This is a genomic window from Paralimibaculum aggregatum (assembly GCF_030270585.1).
Lineage (GTDB): Bacteria > Pseudomonadota > Alphaproteobacteria > Rhodobacterales > Rhodobacteraceae > Thermohalobaculum > Thermohalobaculum aggregatum.
In genome coordinates, this window is record NZ_BSYI01000047.1 from 1 (window position 1) to 18,238 (window position 18,238).

At 71.2% G+C, this 18,238-nt stretch carries 20 protein-coding genes; 11 read left to right on the top strand and 9 right to left on the bottom strand.

Going from position 1 to position 18,238, the window contains the following annotated elements:
* Positions 1-332 (top strand): hypothetical protein (locus QSJ97_RS20655; protein WP_285674115.1); only part of this gene is annotated, 332 nt, incomplete at its 5' end.
* On the opposite strand, the gene QSJ97_RS20660 is transcribed toward QSJ97_RS20655, so the two are convergent.
* From QSJ97_RS20660 to QSJ97_RS20700, 9 genes are read right to left on the bottom strand one after another with little or no spacing between them, the layout of a single operon-like run.
* Positions 310-1,332, bottom strand: a complete 1,023-nt coding sequence (locus tag QSJ97_RS20660) for a cyclase family protein (protein ID WP_285674116.1) — start codon at positions 1,330-1,332, stop codon at positions 310-312. The genes QSJ97_RS20655 and QSJ97_RS20660 overlap by 23 nt on opposite strands.
* A 27-nt stretch (positions 1,333-1,359) precedes the next feature.
* Entirely contained in the window at positions 1,360-2,433 is a 1,074-nt protein-coding gene (locus QSJ97_RS20665) for an NAD-dependent epimerase/dehydratase family protein (RefSeq protein ID WP_285674117.1), read from the bottom strand.
* A 3-nt stretch (positions 2,434-2,436) separates the two neighbouring features.
* On the bottom strand, positions 2,437-3,600 hold the full coding sequence (locus tag QSJ97_RS20670; protein ID WP_285674118.1) for an acyl-CoA dehydrogenase family protein: 1,164 nt from the start codon (positions 3,598-3,600) through the stop codon (positions 2,437-2,439).
* On the bottom strand, positions 3,597-4,463 hold the full coding sequence (locus QSJ97_RS20675) for a MaoC/PaaZ C-terminal domain-containing protein (protein ID WP_285674119.1): 867 nt from the start codon (positions 4,461-4,463) through the stop codon (positions 3,597-3,599). The genes QSJ97_RS20670 and QSJ97_RS20675 overlap by 4 nt, the downstream gene beginning before the upstream one ends.
* Positions 4,463-5,377, bottom strand: coding sequence for an SDR family oxidoreductase (locus QSJ97_RS20680; RefSeq protein WP_285674120.1), 915 nt, complete (start codon positions 5,375-5,377; stop codon positions 4,463-4,465). Before QSJ97_RS20680 ends, QSJ97_RS20675 begins: the two co-directional genes overlap by 1 nt.
* A 16-nt stretch (positions 5,378-5,393) precedes the next feature.
* Positions 5,394-6,542, bottom strand: coding sequence for an acetyl-CoA acetyltransferase (locus QSJ97_RS20685; RefSeq protein WP_285674122.1), 1,149 nt, complete (start codon positions 6,540-6,542; stop codon positions 5,394-5,396).
* Positions 6,542-6,949 carry a Zn-ribbon domain-containing OB-fold protein gene (locus tag QSJ97_RS20690; RefSeq protein WP_285674123.1) on the bottom strand — a complete coding sequence of 136 codons (408 nt, stop codon included), beginning with the start codon at positions 6,947-6,949 and terminating at the stop codon, positions 6,542-6,544. Before QSJ97_RS20690 ends, QSJ97_RS20685 begins: the two co-directional genes overlap by 1 nt.
* A complete protein-coding gene (locus QSJ97_RS20695; RefSeq protein WP_285674124.1) occupies positions 6,946-7,509 on the bottom strand; it encodes a hypothetical protein in 564 nt (187 codons plus the stop codon). The genes QSJ97_RS20690 and QSJ97_RS20695 overlap by 4 nt, the downstream gene beginning before the upstream one ends.
* A 1-nt stretch (position 7,510) precedes the next feature.
* Entirely contained in the window at positions 7,511-8,296 is a 786-nt protein-coding gene (locus QSJ97_RS20700) for an enoyl-CoA hydratase/isomerase family protein (protein ID WP_285674125.1), read from the bottom strand.
* Positions 8,297-8,614: 318 nt separating this feature from the next.
* Between QSJ97_RS20700 and QSJ97_RS20705 the strand changes: the two genes are divergently transcribed.
* The 10 genes from QSJ97_RS20705 to QSJ97_RS20750 are packed head-to-tail and all read left to right on the top strand — an operon-like array spanning position 8,615 to position 18,237.
* On the top strand, positions 8,615-9,760 hold the full coding sequence (locus QSJ97_RS20705) for an ABC transporter substrate-binding protein (protein ID WP_285674126.1): 1,146 nt from the start codon (positions 8,615-8,617) through the stop codon (positions 9,758-9,760).
* Complete coding sequence (locus QSJ97_RS20710) at positions 9,760-10,584, top strand: ABC transporter ATP-binding protein (protein WP_285674173.1); 825 nt, start codon at positions 9,760-9,762, stop codon at positions 10,582-10,584. The genes QSJ97_RS20705 and QSJ97_RS20710 overlap by 1 nt, the downstream gene beginning before the upstream one ends.
* Positions 10,581-11,309 carry an ABC transporter ATP-binding protein gene (locus QSJ97_RS20715; RefSeq protein ID WP_285674127.1) on the top strand — a complete coding sequence of 243 codons (729 nt, stop codon included), beginning with the start codon at positions 10,581-10,583 and terminating at the stop codon, positions 11,307-11,309. The genes QSJ97_RS20710 and QSJ97_RS20715 overlap by 4 nt, the downstream gene beginning before the upstream one ends.
* Positions 11,306-12,172, top strand: a complete 867-nt coding sequence (locus tag QSJ97_RS20720; protein WP_285674128.1) for a branched-chain amino acid ABC transporter permease — start codon at positions 11,306-11,308, stop codon at positions 12,170-12,172. Before QSJ97_RS20715 ends, QSJ97_RS20720 begins: the two co-directional genes overlap by 4 nt.
* Entirely contained in the window at positions 12,172-13,170 is a 999-nt protein-coding gene (locus tag QSJ97_RS20725) for a branched-chain amino acid ABC transporter permease (protein ID WP_285674129.1), read from the top strand. The genes QSJ97_RS20720 and QSJ97_RS20725 overlap by 1 nt, the downstream gene beginning before the upstream one ends.
* A complete protein-coding gene (locus tag QSJ97_RS20730) occupies positions 13,170-14,351 on the top strand; it encodes an acyl-CoA dehydrogenase family protein (protein ID WP_285674130.1) in 1,182 nt (393 codons plus the stop codon). The genes QSJ97_RS20725 and QSJ97_RS20730 overlap by 1 nt, the downstream gene beginning before the upstream one ends.
* A complete protein-coding gene (locus tag QSJ97_RS20735) occupies positions 14,335-14,997 on the top strand; it encodes a TetR/AcrR family transcriptional regulator (protein ID WP_285674132.1) in 663 nt (220 codons plus the stop codon). Before QSJ97_RS20730 ends, QSJ97_RS20735 begins: the two co-directional genes overlap by 17 nt.
* Positions 14,997-16,334, top strand: a complete 1,338-nt coding sequence (locus QSJ97_RS20740) for a phenylacetate--CoA ligase family protein (RefSeq protein ID WP_285674134.1) — start codon at positions 14,997-14,999, stop codon at positions 16,332-16,334. Before QSJ97_RS20735 ends, QSJ97_RS20740 begins: the two co-directional genes overlap by 1 nt.
* The gene (locus tag QSJ97_RS20745; protein ID WP_285674136.1) at positions 16,331-17,437 is read left to right on the top strand and encodes a CaiB/BaiF CoA transferase family protein; all 1,107 of its coding nucleotides are present in this window, start codon (positions 16,331-16,333) and stop codon (positions 17,435-17,437) included. The genes QSJ97_RS20740 and QSJ97_RS20745 overlap by 4 nt, the downstream gene beginning before the upstream one ends.
* The gene (locus QSJ97_RS20750) at positions 17,434-18,237 is read left to right on the top strand and encodes an SDR family NAD(P)-dependent oxidoreductase (protein ID WP_285674139.1); all 804 of its coding nucleotides are present in this window, start codon (positions 17,434-17,436) and stop codon (positions 18,235-18,237) included. The genes QSJ97_RS20745 and QSJ97_RS20750 overlap by 4 nt, the downstream gene beginning before the upstream one ends.
* The last annotated feature ends 1 nt before the right edge of the window (position 18,238 follow it).

An 18,238-nucleotide genomic window follows, 5' to 3' on the forward strand; every position in this document is an offset into this window, starting at 1 on the left:
GTGGCGCCGCAAGGTGCCGGTCCGCCCGGCAATACCCCACCGGAGGCATGATCCTTGCGGGCGGACAGATGCTGGCCATCGACGTGAGCCGCCTGCGCGCGGAGGCCGAGGAGGAAGCGGCGCGGCTCGATGGGCGGAACGCAGACGCGATCCGTGCCTCGGCGGCGATGGCCCATCTCGTCGGCTGCTTCTGTCCTGCCCAGGCACGCCGGAATGCGGGTTGCGTTCGCACCCTCTGTGAGGCCGGGGGCGGCCAGGCGCAGTCTCCCGGCACGGATCCCGCGCCGGGAGCGGGCCGCGCCCGGCCGCTCAGACCGTCGCGACCGGCGTGACGGGTGAGCCCACGGCACGGGGCAGGCGCAAGGGCGGCGCGGTCAGGAAGAAGCGGCTGCGCCCGGCCGCCTTCAGCCACGACGCAAGCTCGGCAAAGTTCCAGAGCTCGCCGAGATGAATGCCCAACCGGAACAGGCACAGGTTGTGGAGCGGCAGGCCGGGATAGCGATCCGTCTCGCCCGGGCGCGAGGGATAGGCCTCGACCGCGAAATTGTCGGCGCAGATTGCCACCAGCCCGCTGTCGTCGATCCAGCGCAGAAGCGCCTCGTCCCGACCATCCAGCACGGCGCAGGCGTTCGCCAGGACTTCCCCGTCCGGGTCACGGTTCATCGAGAGCACGAGCTCGGCGAAGCCGGTGTGAAGGCACAGGAAATCCCCGGTCTCGACCCCGGTGCCCTGCGCCTCGAGCGCGCGCATCAGCTCGTCATAGCCCACCATCTTGCGCGCGCGGCCATAGGGGGTCTCGAGATCGACCAGCACGCCCCGGCCCTGCACCGCGGTCTCGGCGAGGTTCTCGATCCCGAGCGCGCCGGCGCCCGGGTCCTCCGCCGGCGCGTCATCGGGCCCGACGATCTCCACCCCGGCGCGGTAGCCGTTGTAATAGACCTTCTCCGCCACCCCGTCGCCGTCCGCGTCGAACATCGAGCCCACATGGCCGAGGGCGTCCCACTGCGTCGAGTATTGCGTGAACAGCAGCACCGCGTCGTCGCTGATCACGTCGCTGAAGATCTCGTTCACGTCCGACAGCGCGTAGTTGTAGTTGTGCCCGGGGCCGCGCCTGGCATGGTGGAACCGCGGCGGATGGCGATAGGGCGTGAGCTTGTTCGAGCCCGGATAGTCGAGCGGCAGCGAGAGGCAGAAGGCGCGCCCTTCGCGAATCTCCTCCGCCGCCTTGCGCCGGATCTCGGGGGTCAGAAGGTTCATTCGCCCGATCTGGTCGTCGGGGCCGAAATCGCCCCAGTTCGAGCCCTCGGGCCGGGTCTTCCAGCGCTCCGCCATGGTGTCCTCCCTGTCTTTGTGGCGCGGTCAGTCCCGCGGCGGCAGCACGCGCGCCGCCTGCAGCCGGGCGAACTGCGCGCGAAACATCGCCTCGGTGTCGATGCAGTCGTGAAACCCCGCCTGCCGGAGCGCGATGGTGCTCACCAGCACCGGCGCGGGCGGGCGCTCCGCCCCGTGGGCGAAGCAGAAATCGGCGTAGTGGTGAGACTGGCCGAGGATGCGGGCGAGATCAGGCTCCGCGAGAGCGTGGCGGCGCGCGATGGCGGCCCAGGCCTCGGCCGCTGCGGGGAGCGTCTCGGCCAGCCGCACCGGCTCCGGCGGGGCGGGCTCGACCCCCAGCGCATCGGCGAAGGCGGGCCAGAGGTTCTGCCAGACCATCACGTCGCCATTGGTGATGTTGAAGGTGCGCCCCTTGGCAGCCGGGCTGCTCCCCGCCCAGTCCGCCGCGCGGGCGATGAGGCCCGCATCCACCGCCTCGAGCACATAGGGCGGGCCACCGGGGAAGGCGAAGCCCCGCCCCTCGGCCCTGGCGAGCGCCGCCAGCACACCGATCACCGGCGTGAGGTTCATCGAGACCCCGATGGCGTCGCCGAATACCACCTGCGGGCGGAAGATCGTTGTCGCGAAGCCGCGCTTGGCCGCGTGCTCGGCCAGCCAGTCCTCCTGCAGCCAGTAGAAGTTGTCGTGCGGATGGCGCGGCCAGCTCTCCTTGGCCGGAACCGGGAAGGGGCGGATATGAACGCCGTAGGCCTTGGTGCCCTGAAACAGCGTCACATGCTCGAGCGCATCGCCCAGCGGCTCGACGAGGTTGCGCAGCATGGCGAGGTTGGTCGCCATCTGCTCGGGGTCGCGCCAGCCCGCGACCAGATCGGCCTTCTCGTGGAGCGCGGCATAGACCACCCGCGCGACCGGCCGCCCGGCGAGCGCCTCGGCCGTGGCCGCGGCGTCGGTGAGGTCGAGCGGCAGATGCGTCACCCCCGGCGCGGGCGGCGGCGGGCGGCGCGAGACCGCGATCACCGGCCGCCCCTGCTCTGCGAAATGTGCCACCGCGCCGCGCCCGATCACCCCGCTCGCGCCCGCGACCAGAACTGTCCCTGCCATCCCTCAGCCCCGCTGGCTGAAGCGGCGGCCGACCAGCGACGCGGCGATGTTGACCTTCTGGATGTCGATCGCGCCGCCGGCGATGCCCCAGCCGAAGCTGTCGCGGAAGCGCTGCTCCATCCCGTACTCGCAGGCATAGCCGTAGCCGCCCATCAGCTGCATCGCCGCCCCGGTGACCTCGCGGGTCATCTCGTTGGCGAAGCACTTGGCGAGCGAGGCCTCCCGCGGGTCCGGCAGCCCGGTGCCGGCATTGGCGGCGGCGCGGTGAATCAGCAGGCGCGCGGCCTCGACCTTCATCGCCATCTCGGCGAGGCGGATCTGCACCGCCTGGAAATCCACGATGGACTTGCCGAACTGCCGGCGCTCCTGCACATAGGCCGTCACCTGCTCGAGCGCGCCGGCCGCGACGCCGAGCGCCATGGTGGCGTTGCCGAGCCGCTCGATGTTGAAGAGCCCCATGAGCTTCGGAAACCCGCCCGCGGGGACCAGCAGATGGTCCCTGGGCACCCGAACGGCCTCGAAGGTCATGTCGGCGGAGGGAACGCCCCTGAACCCCATCAGCCGCTCCGCCTTGCCGAAGCTGAGGCCCGCCGTGTCACGATCCACGAACACCGCGCCCACGCCCTTGGCCCCCGGCACGCCGTCGAACCTGCAGAAGACGACATAGCCCTCCGAATGCCCCGCGCCGGAGCACCAGCGCTTGGTGCCGTCGATCACGATCTCGTCGCCCTCGATGCGCGCGGTGGTGCGCAGATCGGTGAGCGCGGTGCCGGCATCGGGCTCCGACATGGTGATCGCCACCAGCATCTCGCCCCGCAGCATCGCCGGCATCACCCGCGCCTTGAGCGCCTCCGAGCCGTAGGCCTCGACGATGCGGACCGGACCCGTGCAGCACTCGAACACCGGGAAGGCGACGCCCACCGAGATCTTCGCGAACTCCTCGAGCACCAGCAGCGCATCGAGCAGCGGCAGGCCGAGCCCGCCATGCGCCTCGGCCGTGTTGATCCCGAGAAAGCCCATCGCGGCATAGCGCGCGGTCCAGTCATGCGGCACGGGCTCGGCGGTGCGCTCGACCTCGGCCGCCAGCGCAGGAAGCTCGGCCTCGGCGAATCTGCGCGCGGTCTCCTGCAGGGCGCGCTGCTCGTCGGTGAGGGTGAAGTCCATCATGCGTCCTCCCAGAGGAACCGTCCGTTGTTGAGCACGACCGCGTCGCGGGCCGCGACGCGCGCGCGGAAGGCGGCGGCGCCGGGGCCGTCCCGCCAGATGTCGAGCGCGATCGTGTCGCCCGGGAAGACCGGCGCGGAGAAGCGGCCCCGCACGCTCCGGCAGCGCGCCGGGTCGCCGCCGAGGAGCGCGTCCACCAGCGCGTTGCCGGCGATGCCGAAGGTCGCGAGCCCGTGGAGGATCGGCCGCTCGAAGCCCGCGGCCTTCGCCGTCGCGGGGTCGGAATGCAGCGGGTTGAGGTCGCCATTGAGGCGGTAGATCAGCGCGAGCTGCGGGTGCGTCGGCGCCTCGGCGGTGAGGTCGGGCGCGCGGTCCGGCAGCGGCGCGGGCGCGCGGGCCTCCATGGTCGAGCCGCCGAAGCCACCGTCGCCGCGGCAGAAGACGGTCTGCCGGATGGTGGCGAGCACGGCGCCCGTGCCCGCATCGGCGATCTCGCGCGTCACGTAGACGAGCGCGCCCCTGCCCGCGCCCTTGTCCACGAGCCCCTCGATCCGCGTGCGTGCCGTGACGGTCGCCTCCACCGGCAGCGGCCCGGTCAGCGTGGTCTCGTGCTCGCCATGCACCACGCGGGTGTGGTCGATCCCGGTGTCGAGATCGCGCATCCAAAAGCCCGGATAGGCCAGAACGTTGGCCATGGTGGGCGAGGTCGCGAGCTTGGTCTCGTCGACATACTGGAGCTGGCGCTCATCCATCGGGTCGAGCCCGCAGCCGAGCCCGAGGCCATAGAGGATGCACTCGCGCGCGCCGTAGCTCTGGCGGATCTCGGGGAACTCCAGCGCCATCAGCCGGTCGCGGTCGATCGCCATCAGACGGGGTCCCAGCTGAAGACGTCGGCCGAGCGCTCGAGCGGGGTCAGCGTGGGGCCGAAGGCGGTGGGGAGCTGCTCGGCAAGGCTCGCGGCCGTCCAGCCCTCGCCGCGATGGAGGGCGCGGACCGGGCGCGACTGGCTCATCAGCCAGACCTCGTTGTTGCGCACGGCGAAGATCTGGCCCGAGACACCGCTCGCCGCCTCCGAGCCGAGGAAGGCGACCATCGGCGCGACCTTCTGCGGGGTCATGCGCTTGAGCTTCTCCACGCGCACCTTGTCGGCCTCGGTCTCGGTGGGGATCGAGCTCACCATCCGGCTCCAGGCGAAGGGCGCGATGCAGTTGGAGCGCACGCCGAAGCGCTGCATGTCGAGCGCGATGCCTCGGCTGAGGCCGACGATCCCGAGCTTCGCCGCCATGTAGTTGGCCTGACCGAAATTGCCGATCAGCCCCGAGGTCGAGGTCATGTGCACGAACGACCCGCCGCCCTGGGCGCGGAAATGCACGGCGGCGGCCTTCGAGACGAGAAAGCTCCCGCGCAGGTGCACGTTGATCACCGCGTCCCAATCGGCGACCGACATCTTGTGGAAGATCGTGTCGCGCAGGATGCCGGCGTTGTTGACCACGAGATCGATGCGCCCGAAGCGCTCCATCGCGGCGCCGACGATGGCCTCGGCGCCCTCGGGCTCGGCCACCGAAGCGTCGCTCGCGACCGCGCTGCCGCCCGCCGCGCCGATGGCGGCCACCACCTCCTCGGCCGCGGAGGGGTTCTCGCTCTCGCCGCTGAGGCTCACGCCCACATCGTTGACGACGACGCTCGCGCCCTCCGCCGCCAGCCCCTCGGCGATCGCCCGGCCGAGGCCCTGCCCCGCGCCGGTGACGACGGCCACCTTGCCCTCGAGTATGCCGCTCATTGCAGTCTCCTTTGTGTCAGATCGTGGAGGGCGCGCCGAGAATCGCGGTCGCCTGGCTCGACAGCACGCCGCCATTGGCATGGGCGAGCGCGACCTCGGCGCCCGGCACCTGGCGCGCGCCGCAGCGCCCGCGAAGCTGCTCGGCGGCCTCGATCACGGTGAAGATCCCGTACATGCCGGGATGGTTGCAGGAGAGCCCGCCGCCATTGGTGTTGACCGGCAGGCTGCCCCCCGGCGCGATGGCGCCCGAGGCGGCGAAGGCCCCGCCCTCGCCCTTGGTGCAGAAGCCGAGATCCTCGAGGAACATCAGCGTGCAGATCGTGAAGGCGTCGTAGAGCATCACATGGTCGATCTCGCCCGGGCCGAGCCCCGCCATGCGGTAGGCCTCGCGCCCCGACTGCGCCGCCGCGGTGGTGGTGAGATCGGGCATCGCGGCGATCTGGCGGTGGCTGACCGCGCTGCCGACGCCGAGGAGATAGACCGGCGCCGCGTGGTCCTTCGCCCGGTCGGCCCGGGTGAGCACCAGCGCGCCGCCGCCATCGGTCACGAGGCAGCAGTCGAGCTTGGTGAGCGGGTCGCTGACCACGCGCGAGGCCAGCACGTCGTCGATGCCGAGCGGGCCTCGCTCCATCGCCGCGGGGTTCATGCGCGCCCAGTCCCGCGCCGCGACGGCGATCGAGGCGAGCTGCTCGCGCGTCGTGCCATGCTCGTGCATGTGCCGCGCCGCCGCCAGCGCATAGCTCGAGATCGGGTAGAGCGGCCTGTAGGGCAGCTCGTAGGGCTGCGGGTCGGGCATCGCCACCAGCTTGCCGCCGGCGCTGCGCTGGTTGGAGCCGTAGGTCACCAGCGCCACGTCGCAGAGCCCCGCCGAGAGCGCGCCGAGCGCCGAGCGCAGGTGAAAGACGAAGGACGAGCCGCCCACCATCGTGCCATCGGCGTGGCGGAGGGTCAGCCCCAGGCGCTCCGCGACGTTGAGCACCGGCGTGCCGGAGGCCGAGAGCGAGCAGAACAGCCCGTCGACATCGCGGGTGGTGAGGCCGGCATCCTCGAGCGCCAGCAGCGCCGCCTCCTGCGCCTGGTCGAAGGCGGTGCGCCCGGGCGCCTCCCAGCGGTTGGTGATGCCGGTGCCGACGATGGCGATGCGGCCGCGGTTTGCATCTGCCATCACGCCGCCCCCCCTGCCGGCGCGGGGTCGAAGACCAGCACCGGGATGCCGTCCTCCTCCACGATCCGCGCGGTGAGGGCCATGCCGATGCGCACCGCCTCGGGGTCGCCCTCGACCCGGCTCATCAGACGCGGGCCCTCGGCGAGCTCGACGATGGAGACGTTGTACGCCCCGTCACGCCGCCTGATCGTCGTGGCGCTGTAGACCGTGGCCTTGCCGCTCGCGTCGACGAAGCCGGGCGCGGGCGCGCCGCAGGCCCGGCAGAGCAGCGAGGGAGGCGCCTGGTGGGCGCCGCAGCCGCCGCAGCGCTGGATCGCGACGATGCCGCGCGCGAGGCCCGCGTGCCAGGTGGCGTCCGGCCCCGGCCCGTCGAAGCGCGGGTCGGTGATCTGGGGATCGTCGGTCATCTGCTGTCCCTTTCAGCCCGGTGATGCCAGAGGTCGAAGTCGAGCGCCTCGCGGAGCGGCAGGTTGGCGGCCGCGGTGAGGCTGGCGCGGCGCCGTGCGGCGCCCGGGCCGGCAGCGGCGAGGCGCGCTTCGGCGGCCGCGAGGGGGTCGTCGGCGACGGTCAGCCGGCCCGTGGCGGCAAGCGCGGCCACGAGGTCTCCGCCCTCGAGCACCAGCGCCCGCGCCGCGGGGCCGAGCGCGCGACTGGCCAGCGCTGGCGCTCCGGGCGCATCCGGCCAGTCCGCCGGTGCAGCAACCCCCGGCGCCAGGGCGGTGAGATCTGCCACGAGCAGCAGCGCAACGCCGCGCGGCCCGAGCGGTCCTCGGGCGGCCAGGGCGACCGGAACCGGAGCATCGCCTAGCGCCCCGACCCAGTCGGCAAGGCCCCGCGCATCGTCCATCCCGCCCGAGAGGTCCCCCGCGATCAGCAGCCCGTCCCCGGCCCGACGCAGCGCCTTGCGGAGCGCCCCGGCCAGGGCGGCATCGCGCATCCCTGCGGCGATCTCGAACCGCGTCGCCATCTCAGCGCCCCTCAAAGCGCGGCGCGCGCTTCTCGAGAAAGGCGGCAGTACCCTCCGCGGCATCCTCGCTGGCGAGCAGCCCGGAGAGGATCTCGACCTCGGCCGAGAGCGCCATCTCCAGCGGCGCCCGCCAGGCCCCGCGCATCGCGCGCTTGGCAGCGGCGGCGGCGAGCGGCGCCTTCGCGGCGATCTCCTCCGCCAGCGCGGTCGCGGCCGTCACGACATGGGCGGAGGGCACCACGCGGTCGGCGAGGCCGAGCCTGCGCGCCTCCCAGGCGTCGATCCGGCGCCCGGTGAGCGCCGCCTCGGCCTGCGCGCCGGGGCCGGTGCGGGGCGCCCAGAGCAGCGTGCCGCCCGCGCCCGGAATGATGCCGACGGCGATCTCGGGCTGGCCGAACACCGCCGTGTCGCCCGCGACGATCAGGTCGGTGCCGAGCGCCAGCTCGCAGCCTCCGCCGAGGCACCAGCCCGCGACCGCGGCGACCACCGGCTTGCGCGCGGCGCGGACGGCGGCGAAGGCGTCGGCGTTGGGGCTCGTCGGGTAGGCGGGCGCGGTGATCCCCGCCAGCGCGTCGAGATCGGCGCCGGCGGAGAACACCTCCGTGCCCCCGGTCAGCACGAAGGCGCGCACGGCCGGGTTCGCATCGCCCTCGCGAATCGCCGCGGCAAGCTCGGTGAGGACCGCGGGCGACAGCGCGTTCAGCACCGCCGGGCGGTCGATCCGGACGATGCGGACCACGCCCGCATCCTCGATGCGGACCGGATTGTCGGGCGTGCTCTGCGGCATGCGTTCCTCCATTTGCGATCGGCCTAACATACTGACTGGTATCTCTGGAAGCCCAAAAATCCGCTCCCGGACGCAGCCTGCGCCAAGCCGCCGCAATCGGCAGAACGGACCAGGCGGTGCCATTTCCGCCAGGTACACTGGGAGAACTGTCCCTATTATTCTCGATTTACCGGCATTTGAGCCATATCGTTGCGCGCATGTGCAGCCCCTGCCGGAACCGGAGTCTGTGCCATCGCTGCGAGAATCGGTTGACGAGTTTCAACATACCAATCAGTATGCAGCCAACGATAACACGGATGACCAACAGCGGAGGAAACCATGAGATTGATGAAAGTCGCCGTCGCGGCTCTGGCTGCGTTTGCGGCCGCCGCATCGCCGGCCCTCGCCGAAGACCCGATCAAGGTCGGGGTCATTTTCCCGTTGAGCGGCGGCGCCGGCCCGCAGGGCCAGCACGTGAGCGGCGCGATCGAGGCGATGGCCGCGATCGTCAACGACAATGGTGGCGTGATGGGCCGCCCGATCGAGATCCTGATCCGCGACGACGAATCGACCCCTGCGGTCGGCGTCTCGCGCGCCTCCGAACTGATCTCGGAGGGCGTCTCGGTGATCATCGAGGGCTGGAACAGCCCGGTCACGCTCGCCATGCAGCCGGTGATCGCGCGCGCCGGGGTCATGGACATCACGGCGATCTCCAAGGCCGATTCGATCCTCTCGGGCAGCGGCAACCCGCTCGCGGTGCGGCTCAACAGCTCGAACACCCAGGACGGCGCGGTGATCGCGAGATACATCGCCGACAACGGCCTGACCCGCGTCGCCTTCATGACCGAGAACGACGCCTACGGCGAAGGCGCGCAGGCCTCCATCGAGGCGGGGCTGAAGGCGATCGGGCACAGCTACGAGGTGGTCGCGGTCGAGAAGTTTCCCTTCGCCCAGGCCGATTTCCGCGTGGCGCTGACCAATGTGAAGTCCGCCAATCCGGACGTCACCATCGCGATCAACGCCAATGAGGGGCTCGGGATGCCGGCGCTGATCCGCCAGGCGCGCGGGCTCCAGGTGCCGGGCCAGCTCGTCGCCGCGGTCGGCACGGTGGCACCCAGCGTGATCGACGTCGCCGGCGAGGCGGCCAACGGCCTGATCGGCGCCGACATCTACTTCCCCTCGATCGAGCCCTTCGCGAGCAATCCGGCCAACATCGCCTTCATCGCCAAGACCGAGGAGATGATGGACTACACGCCGGACAAGTTCATGGCGCTCGGCGCGCTCGCGCTGCAGGTCTGGGCGATGGCGGCGAATGAGCTCCAGACGCTGGAGAAGGAAGCCATCGCCGAGCGCATCCGCGGCGGGTCGTTCACGGGTACGATCCTCGGCGATGTGACCTTCGAGGGCAACGGCCAGCTCGGCAGCAAGCACTACCTGTTCGACGTGACCGATCAGAAGATCGTCGTGCGGGCGGCCGGGCAGTGATGCAGGGCACGGCCCATGCGACGCGGGAGGGCGGCGGCAGCGCCGTCCTCGATCAGGTCCGCGACACTGTCCTCGAGGTCGAGGGGCTCGCCGTGAGCTACGGGGCGCTGAGGGCGCTCGACGGCGTGAGCTGGCGGCTCGGGCGCGGCGAGATCCTCGGCATCATCGGGCCCAACGGCGCCGGCAAGAGCACCTGCTACGACGCGGTGACCAACCTCGTTGCGCGCGAGGGCCGGGTGGTGCTGAAGGGCGAGGACGTCACCCGCGTGCCGGCCTACGGGCTGGCCGAACGGGGGCTGCGCCGCGCCTTCCAGCAGAACGCCTTCTTCGACGACGTGACCGTGCTCGACAACATGGTCTCGGTGCTCCAGGACGTCTGGGGCACCTCCTTCGCGGATTGCCTCGTCCGCCCCTTCCGCGAGCGCCGGCGCACCGGCGAGGCGCGGCGCGCGGCGGCGGCGGCACTGGAGCGGCTCGGCATCGCGCCGCTTTATCACGACCGCTACCCCACCGAGGTGCCCTATGGCACGCAGCGCATGCTCTCGATCGCGCTGGCGCTCGGCTCGGGCGCGGAGGTGCTGATGCTGGACGAGCCCGCGGCGGGGCTCGGCGGCGCCGATATGGAGGCGCTGGTTGTGGCGCTCGCGCGGCTGCGCGACGACGGGCTGAGCCTCGTCGTGATCGAGCACCACATGGACCTCATCATGTCCGTCGCCGACCGGATCGTGGTGCTGGATCAGGGCCGGATGCTGGCCCATGGCACCCCGGCCGAGATCCAGGAGAACGACGAGGTGCTCGACGCCTATCTGGGGCGCGCGGCATGAGCGCGCTGCTCGAGGTTCGGGACCTCAAGGTCCGCTATGGCGGCAATCTCGCGCTCTCGGTCGGGGCGCTGAGCCTCGGCCATGGCGAGATCATCGGCGTGGTGGGCGGCAACGGCGCCGGCAAGTCGACGCTGGTCAACGCCGTCGCCGGCTGGTCGCGCGGGGCGCCGCGGGTCGAGGGCAGCGTGCAGCTCGGCGGACGGGACATCTCGGCCCTGCCGACGCACCGGCGCGTGCGCGAGGGGCTGCTGCTGGTGCCAGAGGGCAAGCTGATCTTCGGCACGATGACGGTGGAGGAGAACCTCGCCGAGGGGATCGACGATCCGGGCGAGGGGCGCAAACCCTATTCGGTGGAGGAGATCTACGCGCTCTTCCCCCGGCTCGCGGAGCGGCGCGGCCATCTCGGCTCGCAGCTCTCGGGCGGCGAGCGGCAGATGCTGGGGATCGGCCGGGCGCTGCGGCTCGCGCCGCGGGCGCTGCTGCTCGACGAGCCCTCCATCGGCCTCGCGCCCAAGCTCGTGCGCACCGTGCTCCAGAGCGTGAGCGACCTGCGCGCGCACGGGCTCTCGGTGCTGCTGGTCGAGCAGAACGTGAAGGCCGCCATCGAGGTGGTCGATCGGGTGCTGCTGCTCGAACGCGGCCAGGTCGTGCTCGAGGGCACGGCTGCCGAGATGCGGAACAACCCGCGCATCGCCGAAGCATATCTGGGAGCCCAGCGGGCATGAACCTCGGTCAACAGATCCTCAACGGGCTGGTCCTCGGCCATTCCTACGCGCTGATCGCCATCGGCTGGACGGTGCTGCTGGGCGTCGCGCGGCTGGTCAACTTCGCCCATGGGCAGATGTACATGATGGGCGCCTTCGTCGCCTGGATGGTGATGGCCAAGGTCGGCCTGCCCTACCCGCTCGCGCTGGTGACCTCGGTGCTGGCCGGGGTCCTCATCGGCTTCGTGATGCAGGAGGTGATGCTGGGGCTCACGCTGCGCCAGGACCTCGTGTCGATCATGATCGTGACGCTGGGCTTCGGCTATGTGCTGCACGGGGTCGCCGCGATCGCCTTCGGCTCGACCGGGCAGATCCTCGACACGCCATTCTCCACGATCAACGTCTACTGGAACGACATCTGGTTCACCGGGCAGGACCTCTTCATCATCGCGGTGACGGTGGCCTTCTTCATCGCGCTGCAGCTGGTGCTGGCGAAGAGCCGCCTCGGCCGGCTCGCGCGCATGGTGGCGGAGGATCCCAAGCTCGCGATCCTGGCTGGCGTCGATGTCCGGCGGGTCTATTTCGGGGTTTTCGCCTTTCAGGGCGCGGCGGTGGCGCTGGCCGGCGCCATCGTGGGGCCGAGGACGCCGATCCTCACCTCGATGGGCTTCGAGGAGGTCATCATCACCTTTTTCGTGGTGGTGCTCGGCGGCATCGGCAGCGTGCTGGGGAGCTATCTGGCGGGGCTCTCGCTTGGGCTTTTCACGGCGTTCTTCGGCGCGCTGGTCTCGCCCGCCTACACCACCCCCGCCGCCTTCCTGGTGCTGATCGCCGTGCTGGTGCTGCGCCCCGGCGGGCTGGCGGCCAAACCGGGAGGCGCCTGATGGCTACGGTTTTCGGCACCATCGCGGTTCTCGCGCTGGCGGTTGCGGGGTTCTTCGTGCCCGCGGCCTTTGGCGGCGGAGGCGCGGTCTACAGCGCCTGCGTGCTGATCGCGATCTTCGCGGTGATGGCCTACGGGCTCGACCTGATCGTCTCGGATCTCGGCGAGGTGAGCCTCGGCCATCCGGTGTTCTTCGCCTCGGGCGCCTATGCGACCGCGCTGCTCTCCACCGAGGCGGGGCTCTCGCCGGTGCTGACCTTCGTCGCGAGCCTCGCCGTCGCCATGGCGCTGGCGCTGCTCGTCGGGTTCATCACGCTGCGCCTGCGCGAGTTCGTGTTCTCGCTGGTGACCTATGCGGTGACCGTGGTGGCGCTGACGCTGGCGGAGAACTGGTCGGCGCTCGGCGGATCGGACGGGATCGCCGGCATTCCGCTCTTCACCGTCGATGCGGGGATCGCGAGCTTCCGCGCCGTGACCGACCGGGACCTCTGGCCGGTGGCCTACGGGCTGCTGCTGGCGACGCTGTGGCTCGTCTCGGCCTTCCGCCGCTCGCGCCTCGGTAACGCCGCGCTCAAGGTGCATCTCAACCCCAGGCTCGCGACCATGTCGGGGATCGACCCGCAGAAGACACGGCTGATGGTGTTTCTGGTCTCCGCCCCCATGACGGCGGCGGCAGGCTGGCTCTATGCCTATCAGCGGGCCTATATCAGTGCCGATCTCCTCTCGCCCTACTTCCTGATCCTGATGCTGACGGCGGTCGTCATCATCGGACGGCGGCTGCTGCTCGCGCCGCTCATGGGCGTGGCGCTGATCCTGGTGCAGGAGAAGTTTTTCTCCTTCGGCGGCGACGTCGACCGCATCATCCTCGGCTGCGCGCTGATCGTCTCGCTCGCCTTCCTGCCCGGCGGGATCGCGGGCACAGCCCGGGCGCTCGCGGCCCGGATACGCCGGTCGGACGACCCCGCCCGGACCAATGCCAAGAACGAAGGAGCCACCTGATGTCTGTGATCTGGGAACCGGAGCTCGGCGGCTCTGCCGCGGCGTGGAAGGCCACGGCCGAGCGGCTCACCGAGACCCGTTTCGCTCCGCTGGCCGAGGAGATCGACCGCGAGCAGCGCTATCCGTGGGAGAGCATCGAGACGATGGTCGAGCACGGGCTCGCCGGGGTCTTCATCCCCAAGGAATATGGTGGGCGGGGCGCGAGCCTCGTCGATACGGTGGCCATCGTCGAGACCGTGGGCCAGGGCTGCTCCTCCACCGCCGCGATCCTCTGCGCGCTGCAGCTCGGCGCCTTCCCGGTGCTGCTGGCGGGGCGCGAGGAGCAAAAGCGCTTCTATCTCGGCGAGATGGCCAAGGGTGTCGGCACCAGCTTCGCGCTCTCGGAGCGCCACACGGGCTCGGACGCCGCGGCGATCTCGGCCACCGGCACGGCCGAGGGAGACGGCTGGCGCCTGCGCGGCGAGAAATACTGGATCGGGAACGGCGGTGCCTCGCGGTATTATGTGGCGTTCGTCAAGACCGACCCCGCGGCGGGCGCGCGCGGCATCTCGGCCTTCATGGTCGACAAGGAGGCGGACGGCGCGGTCATCGACGAGCTCTCCGACAAGATGGGCATCCGCGGCACCCAGACCTCGAACCTCAAGCTCGACATCGTGGTCGGCGAGGACGCGCGCGTCGGCGAGCCGGGTCGCGCGCTCAAGCTCGCCTTCCAGACGCTCAATGTCGGCCGGATCATGGTGGCGGCGCAGTCGCTCGGGCTCGCGCTCGCGGCCTATCGCGAGGCCTCCACACGGGCGGTCGCGCGCGAGGCCTTCGGCAAGCCGATCATCGACAATCAGGGCGTCGCCTTCCGCCTCGCCGATGTGGCGGTGGAGATCTCGGCGGCTCGGATGATGCTCTACGAGGCCGCCCGCGCCTACGATGCCGGGCGCGATGTCTCGACGCTGGGCGCGATGGCCAAGCTCTACACCTCCGAGGTCGCGCACCGGGCGGCAGATGCGGCCGTGCAGGTCTGGGGCGGCTACGGCTACTGCAAGCCCTGCATCGCCGAGCGGCTCTACCGCGACCAGCGGATCCTCGAGGTCTATGAGGGCACTTCCGAGATCCAGCGCCTCGTCCTCGGCCGCAGCATCCGCGCCGAGGTCGAGGCCAAGAATGCCGCCCATGCCGCCGCCGAGTGAGCCCGAAGCCGCAAACAAGGCGGCCAGGGGCGGCGATTCCGACGCACCGCGCCAGGAGATCGTCAAGGCGGCGGCGGAGCTCTTCATGGATCTCGGCTACCGCGCGACCTCGATCGACGCGATCGCCGAGCGCATGGGCAGCACCAAGGGCCGCGTCTACCACTGGTACCGCTCGAAGGCAGAGATCTACTTCGATGTCCAGCGCTCGGCGATGCGGCGGCTCACCGAGCTGGTCGAGCCCATCGCGCGCGAGGGCGGTCCGCCCCAGCAGCGGATCGAGCGGATGGCGCGCGCGCATGTCGATTGCCTGCTGCACGATCTGCCGATGCAGAAGGTCTCGGTCCAGGGGCTCGAGACCCATGTGATCACCTCCGACAGCGTGCGCCACGCCAAGGCGATGCGCGAGATCGTAGGCCTGCGCGACGCCTATGAGGCGCTGTTCTGCGAGGTGATCGACGAGGGCATCCGCGCGGGGGTCTTCGTCGACCTGCCGCCGCGGCTGCTCTCCAAGCCGTTCTTCGGCGCGCTCAACTGGGTGACGATCTGGTATCGCCCGCGCCGCCTCCAGACCGAGGACGATCTGCAGATGCTGGGCGAGATGCTGACCGAGTTCGCGGTGCGCGGCATCCTGAAGGAGCGGAATTGATGTTCATTGAGCCGAAAACCCCGCATTCCGACACGGTGTGGGACGAATGCGAGCTCTGGTCGCGCGACCGGATCGAGGCGTTCCAGCACGAGGCCTTGGCGCGCCAGCTCGCCCGCGTGGGCCGCACCAGCGCGCATTACGCGAAGGTGTTCGACGAGGCGGGGTTCGACCCGCAGGGCTTCAGCGGCGCGGCCGACCTCAAGCGCCTGCCGATGACGCGCAAGACCGACTATGTGGCGGGGCTCGCCGCCGATCCGCCCTTCGGCACCTTCCGTGCCGTCGAGGCGCGCGACATGGCGCGGGTGCATTTCTCCTCGGGCACCACCTCGCGGCCCGCTCCGGTGCTCTGGTCGCATGGCGACCTCGGCCGCTGGGCGGATCTCTACGCGCGGTATCTCTATGCGCAGGGGCTGCGGCGCGGCGACGTCTTCCACTGCATGTTCGGCTATTCCTGGTTCGTGGGCGGCCTCGGCGCCAGCCTCGCCGCGCACCACCTCGGCGCGATGGTGATCCCCGGTGGCTCGGTCGACACCAAGCGCCAGGTCGAGACGATCGTCGAGTACCGCCCGCGCGCGGTGATCGGCACCCCATCCTTCATGGCGCATATTGCCGAGGCCGCGGCCGGTATGGGGGTCGACCTGCCGGCAGGCTCGGTCGAGCTCGTGATGGTGGGCGGCGAGCCCGGCGCGAGCGTTCCCGGCACGCGCCAGCGCATCGAGCGGCTCTGGGGGGCGAAGATGTTCGACTGCTACGGCGCGCTCGAGGCCCAGCCCATCGCCTGGGACTCCGCGCTCCAGATCGGCCCGCACATCGCCGAGGATTTCCTCTTCGTCGAGATCGTCGATCCAGAGACCGGCGATGACGTGGCCGACGGCGAGCGCGGGGTGCTGGTCCTCACCCATCTCGACAAGGAGGCCTGCCCGCTGGTGCGCTGGTGGACCGGCGACGTGGTGATCCGGGACAGCAGCCCCGCGCCGGACGGGCGCACCCATGCGCGGCTGCCGGGGGGCGTGCTCGGCCGCGCCGACGATATGCTGATCGTGCGCGGGGTGAACCTCTTCCCCTCGGCGGTCGAGGACATCGTGCGCGCCCATCCGGGCACCTCCAACGAATACGTGCTCGTGGTGCGCGACGCGATGCGCGACCCCAACACCGGCATGCTCAGGGGCATCGGTCTCCGCGTGGAGGCGGCCGGCGGCGCCGACCCCGAAGGGCTGCGCGAGGCACTCGGCAGCGTGCTCCGCGACGCGCTGAGCGTGCGCTTCGAGATCGAGGTGCTCCCGCCGGACACCCTGCCCCGCACGGTGCACAAGGCCAAGCGCGTGGTGCAGGAATGAGCCCCGCCGGTCCTCCCATGGCGCTGAAGGGGCGCCGCGTGGTGGAGCTCTCGCAGTTCATCGCAGGCCCCACCGCCGCGCAGCTCCTGGCCGATTTCGGCGCCGAGGTGATAAAGGTCGAGCCCCCCGGGGGCGACGCCACCCGCCGCCTGCCCGGCACGGAGCACGGCAGCGCCTATTACCGCTGCTTCAACACCTCCAAGAGCAACCTGACGCTCGAGATCGGCACGGAGGCCGGCGCGAAGGCGCTCGACGAGCTTCTGGCCTCGGCCGATGCGGTGGTCTGCAACATCGCGCCGGGAACCCTCGCCCGGCTCGGCCGCGACCCCGAGAGACTGATGCGCGACCACCCGCATCTCGTGGTCACGCTGATCTCGGGCTTCGGGCAGGACGACGCTCGCGCCTGCATGGACACCATCGCGCAGTGCGAGAGCGGCTTCGCCTGGATGAACGGCGGGCTCGACGGCGTGCCGCGGGTTTCGACCTCCTGGCCGGTCGACTACTTCTCGGGGCTCTATGCGGCCTACGCGACCGCGATGGCGCTGGCCGACCCCAGGCGCACGGAGGGCGTCGTGATCGACGTGCCGATGCTCGAGGTCGCCTCCGCCGTGCTGCTCGGGCCGGCCGCGATCCTCGCGGGCGAAGGCGCGGCGCTCGACGGGCCCACCGGCAACCGCGACCGTGCCTCCGCCCCCTCCAGCATCTATGCCTGCGCGGACGGGTACGCCTATGTCTATGCGGGGCTCGACAACTACTGGGCGCGGCTCGCCCCGGTGGTGGGGGGGCGTGCGGCACCCTTTGGCGACAGGCTGGCGGCCCCGGCCGAGTTCGATGCCGCGGTCGAGGCCTGGACCCGCAGCCGCACGCGCGACGAGGTGCTGGCAGAGATGGCGCGGCTCGGCATCCCCGCGGGCGCAGTGCGCGACCCGGTGGAGGCTATCGCTGCGCTGCGGGCCACCCGTCCGGATGCCGTGACCTCCGAGGGGCCGGAAGGCGCGCGGCTGCCCGTCTTCCCGGCGCGCTTCTCGGGCCAGCGGATCGACCGGCGCCCCGCGCCCCCGCTGCCCGCCGACAACGCAGACCCAGGAAAGGAAATCCGATGACCGAGCCATCCACACCGCCAAAAGAGGTGCTGCGCCCGGGGCTGCTCGCGGGGACCACAGGGCTCGTCACCGGCGCGGGCTCCGGCATCGGGCGGGCGGTGTCGCTGCGGCTCGCAGCGCTGGGCATGGCCGTCCACGGCACCGGGCGGCGCGAGGAGGCGCTGGCCGGCACCGCCACGCTGGCCGAGGGGCTGGCGGGCAGCTTTGCCTACACCCCTTGCAACGTACGCGAGACCGATGCGGTGACGGCGCTTGTGGAGCAGGTGGCAGCAAACGGGCTCGACCTCCTGGTCAACAACGCGGGCGGGCAGTTCTTCGCCCCCGCCGCCGAGATCAGCCAGAAGGGCTGGAACACGGTCGTCGATCTCAACCTCAACGCCATCTTCGCCGTCACCCGGGCCGCCTATCCGCACCTGAAGGCGCGCCGCGGCGCGGTGGTCTCGATGTCGCTCTCGGGGGTGGACCGCGGCGGCATGGGCTTCGCGCATTCCATCGCAGCCCGCGCCGGTGTGCTCGGGATGACCCGCTCGCTGGCGCTCGAATGGGCGAGGGACGGCATCCGCCTCAACTGCATCGGGCCGGGCACGGTCGTCACCGAAGGGCTCGCGGGCGAGGCCGCGCGCGAGATCCTCGACCGTCTGGTCGCCGCGACCCCCATGGGCGAGCCGACCCCGGTGGAGGAGGTGGCGGAGCTCGTCGCCTATCTCGCGAGCCCTGCCGGGCGGCTGATGACCGGGCAGCTCATCCAGATCGACGGCGCCGCCCATCTCGGCCCCGGCCTCCACCTGATCGCGAGCTGAG

Bases quoted from the DNA above. Each gene is read 5' to 3' on its own strand.
- QSJ97_RS20660 (WP_285674116.1), bottom strand. From the start codon at position 1,332: ATGGCGGAGCGCTGGAAGACCCGGCCCGAGGGCTCGAACTGGGGCGAT.
- QSJ97_RS20665 (WP_285674117.1), bottom strand. From the start codon at position 2,433: ATGGCAGGGACAGTTCTGGTCGCGGGCGCGAGCGGGGTGATCGGGCGC.
- QSJ97_RS20670 (WP_285674118.1), bottom strand. From the start codon at position 3,600: ATGATGGACTTCACCCTCACCGACGAGCAGCGCGCCCTGCAGGAGACC.
- QSJ97_RS20675 (WP_285674119.1), bottom strand. From the start codon at position 4,463: ATGGCGATCGACCGCGACCGGCTGATGGCGCTGGAGTTCCCCGAGATC.
- QSJ97_RS20680 (WP_285674120.1), bottom strand. From the start codon at position 5,377: ATGAGCGGCATACTCGAGGGCAAGGTGGCCGTCGTCACCGGCGCGGGG.
- QSJ97_RS20685 (WP_285674122.1), bottom strand. From the start codon at position 6,542: ATGGCAGATGCAAACCGCGGCCGCATCGCCATCGTCGGCACCGGCATC.
- QSJ97_RS20690 (WP_285674123.1), bottom strand. From the start codon at position 6,949: ATGACCGACGATCCCCAGATCACCGACCCGCGCTTCGACGGGCCGGGG.
- QSJ97_RS20695 (WP_285674124.1), bottom strand. From the start codon at position 7,509: ATGGCGACGCGGTTCGAGATCGCCGCAGGGATGCGCGATGCCGCCCTG.
- QSJ97_RS20700 (WP_285674125.1), bottom strand. From the start codon at position 8,296: ATGCCGCAGAGCACGCCCGACAATCCGGTCCGCATCGAGGATGCGGGC.
- QSJ97_RS20705 (WP_285674126.1), top strand. From the start codon at position 8,615: ATGAGATTGATGAAAGTCGCCGTCGCGGCTCTGGCTGCGTTTGCGGCC.
- QSJ97_RS20710 (WP_285674173.1), top strand. From the start codon at position 9,760: ATGCAGGGCACGGCCCATGCGACGCGGGAGGGCGGCGGCAGCGCCGTC.
- QSJ97_RS20715 (WP_285674127.1), top strand. From the start codon at position 10,581: ATGAGCGCGCTGCTCGAGGTTCGGGACCTCAAGGTCCGCTATGGCGGC.
- QSJ97_RS20720 (WP_285674128.1), top strand. From the start codon at position 11,306: ATGAACCTCGGTCAACAGATCCTCAACGGGCTGGTCCTCGGCCATTCC.
- QSJ97_RS20725 (WP_285674129.1), top strand. From the start codon at position 12,172: ATGGCTACGGTTTTCGGCACCATCGCGGTTCTCGCGCTGGCGGTTGCG.
- QSJ97_RS20730 (WP_285674130.1), top strand. From the start codon at position 13,170: ATGTCTGTGATCTGGGAACCGGAGCTCGGCGGCTCTGCCGCGGCGTGG.
- QSJ97_RS20735 (WP_285674132.1), top strand. From the start codon at position 14,335: ATGCCGCCGCCGAGTGAGCCCGAAGCCGCAAACAAGGCGGCCAGGGGC.
- QSJ97_RS20740 (WP_285674134.1), top strand. From the start codon at position 14,997: ATGTTCATTGAGCCGAAAACCCCGCATTCCGACACGGTGTGGGACGAA.
- QSJ97_RS20745 (WP_285674136.1), top strand. From the start codon at position 16,331: ATGAGCCCCGCCGGTCCTCCCATGGCGCTGAAGGGGCGCCGCGTGGTG.
- QSJ97_RS20750 (WP_285674139.1), top strand. From the start codon at position 17,434: ATGACCGAGCCATCCACACCGCCAAAAGAGGTGCTGCGCCCGGGGCTG.